The 12,200-nt window shown below is 69.7% G+C and carries 9 protein-coding genes, 1 tRNA gene and 1 pseudogene; 9 read left to right on the top strand and 2 right to left on the bottom strand.

Going from position 1 to position 12,200, the window contains the following annotated elements; genetic code table 11:
• Positions 1-88: 88 nt before the first annotated feature.
• The gene (gene polA, locus ACZ7RU_RS03355) at positions 89-2,776 is read right to left on the bottom strand and encodes a DNA polymerase I (RefSeq protein ID WP_470339314.1); all 2,688 of its coding nucleotides are present in this window, start codon (positions 2,774-2,776) and stop codon (positions 89-91) included.
• Positions 2,777-3,030: 254 nt separating this feature from the next.
• Between polA and ACZ7RU_RS03350 the strand changes: the two genes are divergently transcribed.
• The 6 genes from ACZ7RU_RS03350 (at position 3,031) to ACZ7RU_RS03325 (ending at position 9,883) form a co-directional block, all read left to right on the top strand.
• On the top strand, positions 3,031-3,507 hold the full coding sequence (locus ACZ7RU_RS03350; RefSeq protein WP_470339244.1) for a PaaI family thioesterase: 477 nt from the start codon (positions 3,031-3,033) through the stop codon (positions 3,505-3,507).
• A 603-nt stretch (positions 3,508-4,110) separates the two neighbouring features.
• The gene (locus ACZ7RU_RS03345) at positions 4,111-5,337 is read left to right on the top strand and encodes a branched-chain amino acid ABC transporter substrate-binding protein (protein ID WP_470339243.1); all 1,227 of its coding nucleotides are present in this window, start codon (positions 4,111-4,113) and stop codon (positions 5,335-5,337) included.
• A 133-nt stretch (positions 5,338-5,470) separates the two neighbouring features.
• Entirely contained in the window at positions 5,471-6,400 is a 930-nt protein-coding gene (locus tag ACZ7RU_RS03340; protein WP_470339242.1) for a branched-chain amino acid ABC transporter permease, read from the top strand.
• A 5-nt stretch (positions 6,401-6,405) separates the two neighbouring features.
• Complete coding sequence (locus tag ACZ7RU_RS03335; RefSeq protein WP_470339241.1) at positions 6,406-8,340, top strand: branched-chain amino acid ABC transporter permease; 1,935 nt, start codon at positions 6,406-6,408, stop codon at positions 8,338-8,340.
• An 8-nt stretch (positions 8,341-8,348) separates the two neighbouring features.
• Positions 8,349-9,170, top strand: a complete 822-nt coding sequence (locus ACZ7RU_RS03330; RefSeq protein ID WP_470339313.1) for an ABC transporter ATP-binding protein — start codon at positions 8,349-8,351, stop codon at positions 9,168-9,170.
• Positions 9,167-9,883 (top strand): ABC transporter ATP-binding protein, encoded by a 717-nt coding sequence (locus ACZ7RU_RS03325; protein WP_470339240.1) that lies wholly within the window; start codon positions 9,167-9,169, stop codon positions 9,881-9,883. The genes ACZ7RU_RS03330 and ACZ7RU_RS03325 overlap by 4 nt, the downstream gene beginning before the upstream one ends.
• A 60-nt stretch (positions 9,884-9,943) precedes the next feature.
• On the opposite strand, the gene ACZ7RU_RS03320 is transcribed toward ACZ7RU_RS03325, so the two are convergent.
• Positions 9,944-10,558 carry an ANTAR domain-containing response regulator gene (locus ACZ7RU_RS03320; RefSeq protein ID WP_470339312.1) on the bottom strand — a complete coding sequence of 205 codons (615 nt, stop codon included), beginning with the start codon at positions 10,556-10,558 and terminating at the stop codon, positions 9,944-9,946.
• 138 nt (positions 10,559-10,696) lie between these two features.
• On the opposite strand from ACZ7RU_RS03320, the gene ACZ7RU_RS03315 reads away from it, so the two are divergent.
• The 3 genes and pseudogenes from ACZ7RU_RS03315 (at position 10,697) to ACZ7RU_RS03305 (ending at position 12,168) form a co-directional block, all read left to right on the top strand.
• A tRNA-Leu gene (locus tag ACZ7RU_RS03315) sits at positions 10,697-10,771 on the top strand.
• A 152-nt stretch (positions 10,772-10,923) separates the two neighbouring features.
• A pseudogene (locus ACZ7RU_RS03310) lies at positions 10,924-11,385 on the top strand (helix-turn-helix domain-containing protein); the annotation flags it as partial.
• A 9-nt stretch (positions 11,386-11,394) separates the two neighbouring features.
• Positions 11,395-12,168, top strand: coding sequence for a transcriptional regulator (locus ACZ7RU_RS03305; RefSeq protein WP_470339239.1), 774 nt, complete (start codon positions 11,395-11,397; stop codon positions 12,166-12,168).
• Positions 12,169-12,200 lie beyond the last annotated feature (32 nt).

Here is a 12,200-nt window from a genome sequence, read left to right as displayed (position 1 = left end):
TTCCCTGCGAGCCGACCAGCCGCCCCGGGCCGGGACGGCAGCGGGCCCGAATGCTCCGCGCGTCCGGGCCCGTTCGACAGGAGTGCCGTCAGTGCGCGGCGGCCTCCCAGTTCGGGCCGACGCCGACCGAGACGTCCAGCGGGGCGCGCAGCGGGTAGGCGGCCGCCATCTGCTCGCGGACGAGGGCCTCGACCTGCTCGCGCTCGCCCGGGGCCAGCTCCAGCACGATTTCGTCGTGCACCTGGAGCAGCATCCGGGAGGTGAGGCCGGCCGCGCGCAGCGCCTCGTCCACCCGGAGCATGGCGATCTTGACGATGTCGGCGGCCGAGCCCTGGATCGGGGCGTTGAGGGCCATCCGCTCGGCCATCTCGCGGCGCTGGCGGTTGTCGCTGTTGAGGTCCGGCAGGTAGCGGCGGCGGCCGAGCAGCGTCTCGGTGTAGCCCGTCGCCCGGGCCTCGTCGACGACCCTGCGCAGGTAGTCCCGCACGCCGCCGAAGCGCTCGAAGTAGGTGTCCATCAGGCCCTGGGCCTCGGCCGGCTTGATGCCGAGCTGCTGCGAGAGCCCGTACGCGGACAGCCCGTACGCCAGGCCGTAGGACATCGCCTTGATCTTGCGGCGCATCTCGGCGTCCACCGCGGCGCGCGGCACCTCGAAGACCTGGGAGGCGACGGTGTTGTGCAGGTCCTCGCCGGTGGCGAAGGCCTCGATCAGCGCCTCGTCCCCGGAGAGGTGCGCCATGATCCGCAGTTCGATCTGCGAGTAGTCGGCGGTGAGCAGCGACTCGTAGCCCTCGCCGACGACGAAGGCGCGGCGGATGGCGCGGCCCTCCTCGGTGCGGACGGGGATGTTCTGCAGGTTCGGGTCCTGCGAGGAGAGCCGGCCGGTGGCGGCGACCATCTGGTTGAAGGTGGTGTGGATGCGGCCCTTGGGCGAGACGGTCTTGAGCAGGCCCTCGACGGTGGTGCGCAGCTTGGCCTGGTCACGGTGGCGCAGCAGGATGACCGGCAGCTCGTTGTCGGTCTGGGTGGCCAGCCAGGTGAGCGCGTCGGCGTCGGTGGTGTAGCCGGTCTTGATCTTCTTGGTCTTGGGGAGGGCGAGTTCGCCGAAGAGGATCTCCTGGAGCTGCTTGGGCGAGCCGAGGTTGAACTCGTGCCCGGCGGCGGCGTGCGCCTCCTCCACCACGCGCTGGATCTCGGCGGCGAACTGCGCCTCCAGGCCGGTGAGCCACTCGCGGTCGGCGGCGATGCCGTAGCGCTCCATCCGGGCCAGCAGGGCGGCGATGGGCAGTTCCATGTCGTGCAGCAGTTCGGCGGCGCCGACCTCGCCGAGGCGGGTGTCGAAGAGCGCGGCGAGGTCGAGCACGGCGCGGGCCTGGAGCATCAGCGACTGGGCGGCGGCCGTCTCGTCCTCCTCCGGCGCGTCGAAGGCGAGTTGGCCGCTCTCGGCGGCGGGGGCGGGGGTGAGCGAGCGGGCCAGGTACTCCTCGGCGAGCACCTCCAGGGTGAAGGTGCGGCGGCCGGGCTTCTCCAGGTAGGCGGCGAGCGCGGTGTCGGCGACGACGCCCTCGATCGTCCAGCCGCGCTCGGCGAAGGCGCGCATCACCTGCTTGGCGATGTGCAGGGCCTTGGGGGCGGTGGCGTCGGCGAGCCAGCGGGTGAAGGCCTGCTCGTCCTCCTCGGCGAGCAGCGCCGGGTCGAACCAGGCGGCGGACTCCCCGGCGGCGAGGGCGACTTCGGTGACCTCGCCGGCCCCGAGCGCCCACTGGTAGACGGCGGCGAGGGCGACGGTGGTCTTGCCGTCGGAGGCGTGCTCGGCCAGCCAGGCGGCCAGGGTGCCCGGGTCGGTGAGGAGTTCGCCGTCGACCTCGACGCCGGGGGCGAGCTCGGCCTCCGCCTCGGCCTCGCCGGCGGACGGGTCGATGCCGAAGACGCGGTCGCGGAAGTTGGCGTTGCGGAACTCCAGCGACTCCATCAGGGTGCCGACGGCGTCCTTGTCGAACGGCTTGCGGTCCAGGTCGGCGACGCCGAGTGGGAGTTGGACGTCGCGGACCAGCTCGGTGAGCACCCGGTTGCGCTTGACCGAGTCGAGGTGGTCGCGCAGCTTCTCGCCGATCTTGCCCTTCACCTCGTCGGCGCGGGAGACCAGTTCGTCGAAGGAGCCGAACTGGTTGACCCACTTGGCGGCGGTCTTCTCGCCGACGCCGGGGATGCCGGGCAGGTTGTCCGACGGGTCACCGCGCAGCGCGGCGAGGTCCGGGTACTGGCGCGGGGTGACGCCGTACTTCTCGGTGACCTTCTCCGGGGTGAAGCGGGTGAGCTCGGAGACGCCCTTGGTGGGGTAGAGCACGGTGACGTGGTCGGTGACCAGCTGGAGCGAGTCGCGGTCGCCGGTGACGATGTCGACGTCGTAGCCGGCCGCCTCGGCGGCGGTGGCCAGGGTGGCGATGATGTCGTCGGCCTCGAAGCCCTCGACCGTGAGCCGGGGGATGTTCATGGCGTCGAGCAGTTCGCCGATCAGGCCGACCTGGCTGCGGAACTCGTCCGGCGTCTTGGCGCGGTTGGCCTTGTAGTCGGGGAACTCGACGGAGCGGAAGGTCTGCCGGGAGAGGTCGAAGGCGACGGCGAGGTGGGTGGGCTGCTCGTCGCGCACGGTGTTGGCGAGCATCGAGGCGAAGCCGTAGACCGCGTTGGTGGGCTGGCCGGTGGAGGTGTTGAAGTTCTCCACGGGCAGGGCGTAGAAGGCCCGGTAGGCCATCGAGTGCCCGTCGAGCAGCATCAGCCGGGGCCGCGGGCCGGCCCCGCCGCCACCCGTCGCGCCCTTGTCCGTACTCTGCGTAGCCACGTCAACGTCCGTTCCTGCCGATTCCACTACCGGCCACCGATCCTATGGCCCGGCACCGACAAAAAGGACGCCGCGCCGGTCCCTCCGCAGCTGCTACCTGTGAGTAGGACGGTCGTACGATCACAGGCGACACCACGCCGGCGCCACCCGGCATTCCCCAGCTTTCCCCAGCGGCAGGAGTTCCCCCCATGACCGATGCGGCCCCCGACACCGCGCCCGACACCGCCCCCGTCCTGAACGTCCCGCAGGACGTGCTGGACCACTTCGCCAAGCTCGGCGTCAGCCCGGAGACCTTCTCCGGCGGCCACCTCGGCGAGAAGCTCGGCATCCGGATCGTCGAGGCCTCCGGCGACCGCGTGGTCGGCACCATGCCGGTGGAGGGCAACCAGCAGCCGTACGGGCTGCTGCACGGCGGCGCGTCGGCGGCGCTGGCCGAGACGCTGGGCTCGATCGGCGCGATGCTGCACGCCGGACCGGGCCGCTACGCGGTCGGCGTGGACCTCAACGCCACCCACCACCGCTCGGCCACCTCCGGCCTGGTGACCGGGGTGGCGACGGCCGTGTTCAAGGGCCGCACCGCCGCCACGTACGAGATCGCGGTCACCGACGACACCGGCCGGCGGATCACCAGCTGCCGGCTGACCTGCATGCTGCGCGACCTCTAGCCGCAGACACCTCCCCACTTCAACGTCCGTACTGCTTCTTCGAGTTCACCGCCGATATCACCAAGTCCCTTTTCTGCCCCCTTGTTTGACCCTCCGCCACCCTGGGCAGGCGTTGGTCTGGACAAGGGGGCTTTCGCATGTCCGGGCGCGGGCGATCCACATCCCACACATGTGACGCTACGTAACAAGTAGGAAATCCGATCAATTGCCGGTTCCGAGGCCTTCAGGTGCCACGGAACGACTTGGCAGCGCCCCTGACGTCCGCAATCCGGACGCTCAAGGCCGAAACCAGAGCATCGGACATGAGCGTCCGATAATCGACGCTGCCAGCTGCAACCCGCATTTCTGGGCCTTACATCCCCCTACCAGCAAGTAAACACCTGACATCGCGGGATGGATCGAGCCGGAACGACCACATGGTGAGACAAATGCTCCGTGTGCTCATAACAAGAGAATCACAGCCTGCCCTCAGCACTGCCAGAGCCGCCCAACGGCATCTAGAGTCACGGCCAGTCACCGCGCCATTCGATTGGGCCAGGCCCTCCGCGCACTCCGGCTCCCGCCATTCCGGCGCGGGCGCCTCCTGAACCGAAGGGGACCCTCGTGCGTCACCGTTCAGCAGTTGTCGTGAGCATTGCCGTGATCGGCGCCCTCAGCCTCACCGCCTGCGGCTCCCGCGGAGAGAAGAAGGGCGGCGACGGCGGCGGCAACTCCGCCTCCACCACCGTCGTCATCGGCGTCGACGCCCCGCTCACCGGCGACCTCTCCGCCCTCGGCCTCGGCATCCGCAACTCCGTCGACCTCGCCATCAAGAAGGCCAACGAGAGCAACGAGGTCCCCGGCGTCAAGTTCGAGATCAAGGCCCTGGACGACACCGGCAAGCCCGCCCCCGGCCAGCAGAACGCCACCCAGCTGGTCGGCGACTCCAAGGTCCTCGGCGTCGTGGGCCCGCTCAACTCCAGCGTGGCGCAGTCGATGCAGCAGATCTTCGACGACGCCAGCCTCGTCGAGATCTCCCCCGCCAACACCGGCGTCGCCCTCAGCCAGGGCGAGAAGTGGGCCAGCGGCGAGAAGAAGCGCCCCTTCACGTCCTACTTCCGCACCGCCACCACCGACGCCGTCCAGGGCCCGTTCGCCGCCCAGTTCCTCTACACCGACGCCAAGAAGACCAAGGTCTTCCTCATCGACGACCAGAAGACCTACGGCGCCGGCCTCGCCGGCACCTTCAAGGGCGAGTTCACCAGGCTCGGCGGCACCCTGGTCGGCGAGGAGCACGTCAACCCCGACGACCGCGACTTCGCCGCCATCGTCACCAAGGTCAAGAGCTCCGGCGCCGAGGCCGTCTACTACGGCGGCGAGTACCCCGCGGCCGGCCCGCTCTCCCTCCAGCTCAAGGAGGCCGGCGCCAACATCCCCCTGATGGGCGGCGACGGCATCCAGAGCGGCGACTTCATCAAGCTCAACCCCAAGAGCCAGGGCGACTACGCCACCGCCGTCGGCCTGCCGGTCGAAACCCTCGACACCGCCAAGAAGTTCATCGCCGACTACAAGACGGCCGGCTACAAGGACGCCTACGAGACCTACGGCGGCTACTCCTACGACAGCGCCTGGGCCATCATCCAGGGCGTCAAGCAGGCCGTGAAGGACAACAACGGCAAGGTCCCCGACCGCAAGGCCGTCCGCGACGCCGTCCAGAAGGTCACCTTCGACGGCGTGACCGGCAAGGTCTCCTTCGACGAGTTCGGCGACACCACCAACAAGCAGCTCACCGTCTACACCGTCAAGGACGGCAAGTGGGCCGTGGAGAAGTCCGGCACCTTCAAGGGCTGACGCTCAGTCACCACCACTGTCAGAAGCCCCACTTCACCACCACACCACGCGCGGGGGCGCCACGAGTGCCCCCGCGCGCACCCACATCCACCACCCACGCGGACACCCCCGAACGCACTACGGAGGCCCAGCGGTGCACGACCTACCGCAGCAGCTGGCCAACGGCCTGATCCTCGGCGCCCTCTACGGGCTCGTCGCGATCGGCTACACGATGGTCTACGGCATCGTCCAGCTCATCAACTTCGCCCACGGCGAGATCGTCATGGTCGGCGGCTTCGGCGCCCTGACCGCCTACCTCGCCCTCCCCGGCGGCACCACCCTGTGGCTGGCCCTGCCGCTCATGCTGATCGCCGGCATCCTGGTCTCCACCCTCACCGCCGTCGCCGCCGAACGCTTCGCCTACCGCCCCCTGCGCACCGCCCCCCGGCTGGCCCCGCTGATCACCGCCATCGGGCTCTCCATCCTCCTCCAGCAACTCGTCTTCTCCTTCTACCCGGACGCCAAGAAGGCCCGGGTCTTCCCCAAGCTCCCCGGCGACCCGTTCAGCCTCGGCTCCGTCACCATCCAGCGCAGCGACCTCTTCCTGATCATCGCCGCCCCGCTGTGCATGCTCGCCCTCGGCTGGTTCGTCACCCGCACCCGCTCCGGACGCGCCATGCAGGCCACCAGCCAGGACCCGGACACCGCCAAGCTGATGGGCATCGACACCGACCGCATCATCGTCATGGCCTTCGCCATCGGCGCCGCGTTCGCCGCCGTCGCCGCCGTCGCCTACGGGCTGCGCAGCGGCCAGGTCGACTTCCGGATGGGCTTCATCCTCGGCCTCAAGGCCTTCACCGCCGCCGTCCTCGGCGGCATCGGCAACATCTACGGAGCCATGCTCGGCGGCCTCGCCCTCGGCCTCGCCGAAGCCCTCGCCACCGGCTACGTCCAGCACCTGCCCGGCATGCACCTCTTCGGAGGCGGCGCCTGGAAGGACGTCTGGGCCTTCGTTCTCCTCATCCTCGTCCTCCTGATCCGGCCCCAGGGCCTGCTCGGCGAGCGCGTCGCGGACAGGGCGTGACCACCATGACCACCACCACCGAAACCACCCCGGTCATCCCGCTGCCGGCCCGCGCCGCCACGGCCGTCACCGCACTCGGCGCCCTCACCACCACGGCCTCCGCCGCCATGTCCTGGACCTGGACCTCCGAGTTCCCCGGCGACCTCACGTACTACGGCTCCCCGGCCGGCCTCCAGTGGCTCGCCCTCGCCGCCGGCCTGCTCACCCTGGTCCTGCTGCTCGCCGGCCAGGGCGTCCCCGGCCTGCGCTGGGCCGCCCCCGCCCGCAGCAACAACGCCGTCCTGTACGCCGCCACCGGCGCCCTCACCCTCGCCGTCTACTCGGTCACCTCGATCTCCGTCGAGCTCGACCCCGGCGGCCTCGCCAACCTCGAACCCGGCGGCTGGGTGCTCCTCGCAGGCGGCCTGATCAGCGTCCTCGGCGCCCTCGGCCTGCCGCTCGACCGCCGCACCGCCGTCCCGCTGCGGATCCTCGACAAGCGCCTCTTCGTGCTCGTCCCGGTCGCCCCCGCCGCCTGGTTCGCCGCCCACGCCATCCCCCAGGACAAGCCCGTCGCCCCGGTCATGACCGCCCTGGCCGGCGGCCTCGCCATCGCGGCCGGCGCCGTCCTGCTGCTCCAGCTCGGCCACCTCGCCAACAGCACGATCCGGCTGGGCCGGACCGACCGCCCGCTGGCCGCGCCGCGCCCCCTCCCCTCCTGGCTCGAGGTGCTGCTGATCGTCCTCGCCTTCGGGCTCGGACTGTTCGCGATCACCTTCGGCATCGACACCGAGTACGGCGAACTCTTCACCGGCTACCTGCTGTTCGCCGCCCTCGCCGTCCCCGCCCTGTCCAGGGCCGGCCTGCTCGCCCGGCTGCGCGCGCTGACCGTCAAGCACCGCCCGGTCACCACCGGCGCCGCCTTCGCCGCCGCCGCCAGCTTCCCGTTCACCCAGACCAGCGACCAGTACACCTCCGTCGCCACCAACATCCTGATCTTCGCCACCGTCGCCCTCGGCCTCAACATCGTCGTCGGCCTGGCCGGCCTGCTCGACCTCGGGTACGTCGCCTTCCTCGGCGTCGGCGCCTACGCCGCCGCCCTGGTCTCCGGCTCCCCCGCCTCCCCCATCCACGTCCAGTTCCCGTTCTGGGCCGCGATGCTCACCGGCGCCGTCGTCTCGATGGTCTTCGGCGTGCTGATCGGCGCTCCCACCCTGCGGCTGCGCGGCGACTACCTCGCCATCGTCACCCTCGGGTTCGGCGAGATCTTCCGCATCACCATGCTCAACCTCAACGGCACCACCGGACCCAAGGTCACCAACGGCTCCAACGGCATCCCGCGCATCCCGGACCTGCAGATCCTCGGCTTCGACCTCGGCAAGCCGCACACCGTGCTCGGCGTCGAACTCGGCCGCTTCTCCAACTACTACCTGCTGATGCTGCTGGTCACCGCCCTGGTCGTGCTGGTCTTCGCCCGGGTCGGCAACTCCCGCATCGGCCGCGCCTGGGTCGCCATCCGCGAGGACGAGACCGCCGCCGAGGCCATGGGCATCAACGGCTTCCGGCTCAAACTGCTCGCCTTCGCCCTCGGCGCCCTGCTGGCCGGCCTCGCCGGCACCGTCCAGGCCCACGTCAGCTACACCGTCACCCCCGACCAGTACACCTTCGCCGAGGCCCTCCCGCCGAACTCCGCCTTCCTGCTCGCCGCGGTCATCCTCGGCGGCATGGGCACCATCAGCGGCCCGCTGGCCGGCGCCACCCTGCTCTTCCTCATCCCGAAGAAGCTCGAGTTCCTCGCCGACTACCAGCTCCTCGCCTTCGGCGCCGCCCTCATCGTCCTGATGCGGGTGCGCCCCGAGGGCCTCATCCCCAACCGGCGCCAGCAGCTGGAGTTCCACGAGGCCGCCGTCCCGGCCCAGGCCTCCGGCGAGCCGACCGCACTCACCAAGGCAGGGGCGTGACCGACCCGATGACCACCACCGCCGTACCCCTGCTCGAAGTCACCGGCGTCACCATGCGCTTCGGCGGCCTCACCGCGGTCAACGACGTCTCCCTGACCGTCGGAGAGGGCGAGATCATCGGTCTCATCGGCCCCAACGGCGCCGGCAAGACCACCTTCTTCAACTGCCTCACCGGCCTGTACGTCCCCACCGAGGGCGCCGTCCGCTACCGCGACACCCTGCTGCCGCCCAAGCCCCACCTGGTCACCCAGGCCGGCATCGCCCGCACCTTCCAGAACATCCGGCTGTTCGCCAACATGACCGTCCTGGAGAACGTCCTGGTCGGCCGGCACACCCGCACCAGGGAAGGCATCTTCTCCGCCATCCTGCGCGGCCCCGGCTACCACCGCGCCGAGGCCGAGAGCCGCGAGAGGGCCATGGAACTCCTGGCGTTCACCGGCCTCGCCGACAAGGCCGACCACCTCGCCCGCAACCTCCCGTACGGCGAGCAGCGCAAGCTGGAGATCGCCCGCGCCCTCGCCTCCGAACCCGGCCTGCTGCTGCTCGACGAACCCACCGCCGGCATGAACCCCCAGGAGACCCGGGCCGCCGAGGAACTCGTCTTCGCGATCCGCGACAAGGGGATCTCCGTCCTCGTCATCGAGCACGACATGCGCTTCATCTTCAACCTCTGCGACCGCACCGCGGTGCTCGTCCAGGGCCAGAAGATCGTCGAGGGCGACCGCGAGACCGTCCAGAACGACGAACGCGTCATCACCGCCTACCTGGGCGCCCCGCTCGAAGGCACCAGCCCGGCCGTCCCGGAGAACGTTACGGAGACCGACCAGTGACAGCACTCCTCGAAGTCCAGGACCTCCGCGTCTCCTACGGCAAGATCGAAGCGGTCAAGGGCATCAGCTTCACCGTCGCCCAGGGCGAGGTCACCACCCTCATCGGCACCAACGGCGCCGGCAAGACCACCACCCTGCGCACCCTGTCCGGCCTGCTCAAGCCCACCGCCGGACGGATCACCTTCGACGGCCAGGACCTCTCGACCGTCCCCGCCCACAAGATCGTCGCCCTCGGCCTCGCCCACTCCCCCGAGGGACGGCACATCTTCCCCCGGATGACCATCGAGGAGAACCTCCTCCTCGGCGCCTTCCTGCGCACCGACGCGGCCGGCATCACCGCGGACGTCGAACGGGCCTACGGCCTGTTCCCCATCCTCGGCGAACGCCGCAAGCAGGCCGCCGGAACGCTCTCCGGCGGCGAGCAGCAGATGCTCGCGATGGGACGGGCCCTGATGTCCCAGCCCAAGCTGCTCATGCTGGACGAGCCCTCGATGGGCCTGTCCCCGCTGATGATGCAGAAGATCATGTCCACCATCGTGGAGCTGAAGGCCTCCGGTACGACCATCCTGCTGGTCGAGCAGAACGCCCAGGCGGCGCTCTCGCTCTCCGACCAGGGGTACGTCATGGAGACCGGCCGCATCGTCCTCTCCGGGACGGGAGCCGACCTCCTGCACGACGAGTCCGTCCGCAAGGCCTACCTCGGCGAGGACTGACGCCCGGACGCATGCGGAAGGGCCCGGCAGAAACGCTCTGCCGGGCCCTTCGCGCGTGCCCTACTCGGACTTGCCCTCTTCCGCCTTCTTGCGGTCCTGGGCCTCGCCCTCCTCGATGACCGCCTCGGCCACCGCCGCCATCGTCATCCGACGGTCCATCGACGTCTTCTGGATCCACCGGAAGGCCGCCGGCTCGTTCAGCCCGAACTTGGTCTGCAGAACGCCCTTCGCCCGGTCCACCAGCTTCCGGGTCTCCAGCCGCTGGCTGAGATCCCCGATCTCCTTCTCCAGCGCCCGCATCTCCGCGTACCGGGACACCGCCATCTCGATCGCCGGCACCAGGTCCGCCTTCGAGAACGGCTTCACGATGTACGCCATCGCCCCGGCGTCCCGCGCCCGGTCCACCAGCTCCCGCTGCGAGAAGGCCGTCAGCATCAGCACGGGGGCCAGGTGCTTCTCGTGGATCTGCTCGGCGGCCGACAGCCCGTCGAGGACCGGCATCTTCACGTCGAAGATCGCCAGGTCCGGCTTCAGCTCCTCCACGAGCCGCACCGCCGTCTCCCCGTCCCCGGCCTCACCGACGACGGTGTACCCCTCCTCCTCCAGCATCTCCTTCAGGTCGAGGCGGATCAGCGCCTCGTCCTCGGCGATCACAATCCGGGTGATCTGGGGCATGTCGGTCTCAAGCGGCTGCGCCTGCTCGTCGGCGGTGCTCACGGGGCTCCTAGTTCCGGCGGGGTACTGCATGCACGAGGGTACCTAGACACGGTATGTTTGAGACACGACGGCAAGGCAGTCGCCTTCAAATCGTAGGCCCCGATAGCCCAATTGGCATGAGGCAATGGTCTCAAACACCATACAGTGTGGGTTCGAATCCCACTCGGGGCACCTTTCCTTCAAATCGAAGGAGCTTGCCAGTCAGGCGATGGTTGGCGATCTTCATCGGTTCGAGTGAAGTTTCGAGCATCCGCCCAACGATGGCGAGCTTCTCGAGCACGCTCGGCCATATGCACAAACTCTCCGTGCGCGAACAAGCCGTCGAGGCGGCCATGAGGCAGGTCTTCCCCACTCTCACCCCTTGCCGCGTTCGACGCCCCGGCTCCCATAACCTCAAGGTGCACTCAGAACACCTACCGTGCTGCTTCCCCCAGCACGGCCCCGGCAAGAAGCACGAGCGCACCATAGCCCTGGAGCCCTGGCAGCAGGAGATCGTCGACGCCCACCCCTGGGAGTTCCTGCGCGGCCTGATCCACTCCGACGGCTGCCGCATCACCAACTGGGCCACCAAGATGGTCGGCGGCGTGGTCCGCCGCTACGAGTACCCGAGGTACTTCTTCGCCAACACCTCGACCGACAGCATCGGCCTCTTCACCGCCACCCTCGACGCCGTCGGCGTCCAGTGGAAGGCGTCGATCACCCGCTCCACCGGCCAGGTCAACGTCTCCGTCGCCCGCAAGGACTCCGTCGCCCTCATGGACGCCCACATCGGCCCCAAGAACTGACGACGCGGCATGTACGACCTCGCCACACGGCAACGCGCGCTCGGCCTCCACGCCTCCGGGCTCAGCTACAGCCAGGTCAGCCGCGCGACCGGCATCTCCCGGTTCGCGATCCGCGAGTGGGCATCGGGCGGTGCTCCCAGCCCGCGCATGACGGCGGAGTGCCCGGTCCGTGACGGCCGACTCGATCCCTCACGACCGCCTGCCGACTACACCTACCTGCTCGGCCTCTACCTCGGCGACGGCTGCATCAGCGAGGGCCGTCGCCAGGTCCACGCCCTTCGCATCGCCTGCTGCGACGCCTGGCCCGGCCTCATCGACGAGTGCGAGCGGGCCGTCTCCGCCGTCATGCCGCACAACAAGGTCAACCGGGTGCAGGCGCCCGGCTGCACGAGCGTCGTCAGCACCAGCAAGCACTGGCCCTGCCTCTTCCCCCAGCACGGCCCCGGCCCGAAGCACCTGCGGCCGATCTCCCTCACACCGTGGCAGCAGGAGATCGTGGACGCCCACCCCTGGGAGTTCCTGCGCGGCCTGATCCACTCCGACGGCTGCCGCGTCACCAACTGGACGACCCGCACGGTCGGCGGCGTCAAGAAGCGCTACGAATACCCGAGGTACTTCTTCACCAACACCTCGGCCGACATCATCGGCCTCTTCACCGCCACCCTCGACGCCGTCGGCGTCCAGTGGAAAAGCACCTCACGCTCCAACGGCGCCTTCAACATCTCCGTCGCCCGCAAGGACTCCGTCGCCCTCATGGACGCCCACATCGGCCCCAAGCACTGAGAGCGGCGCGCCCCCTGGACGGGGCCGCGCCG

Source organism: Kitasatospora sp. NPDC114501 (genome assembly GCF_055633695.1).
The sequence above is the reverse complement of the archived record's forward strand: the minus strand, read 5'-3'. Positions and strand labels throughout refer to the sequence as shown.

Bases quoted from the DNA above. Each gene is read 5' to 3' on its own strand.
- ACZ7RU_RS03330 (WP_470339313.1), top strand. From the start codon at position 8,349: ATGACCACCACCGCCGTACCCCTGCTCGAAGTCACCGGCGTCACCATG.
- ACZ7RU_RS03320 (WP_470339312.1), bottom strand. From the start codon at position 10,558: ATGCCCCAGATCACCCGGATTGTGATCGCCGAGGACGAGGCGCTGATC.
- ACZ7RU_RS03350 (WP_470339244.1), top strand. From the start codon at position 3,031: ATGACCGATGCGGCCCCCGACACCGCGCCCGACACCGCCCCCGTCCTG.
- ACZ7RU_RS03335 (WP_470339241.1), top strand. From the start codon at position 6,406: ATGACCACCACCACCGAAACCACCCCGGTCATCCCGCTGCCGGCCCGC.
- polA (WP_470339314.1), bottom strand. From the start codon at position 2,776: ATGCTGCTCGACGGGCACTCGATGGCCTACCGGGCCTTCTACGCCCTG.
- ACZ7RU_RS03305 (WP_470339239.1), top strand. From the start codon at position 11,395: ATGTACGACCTCGCCACACGGCAACGCGCGCTCGGCCTCCACGCCTCC.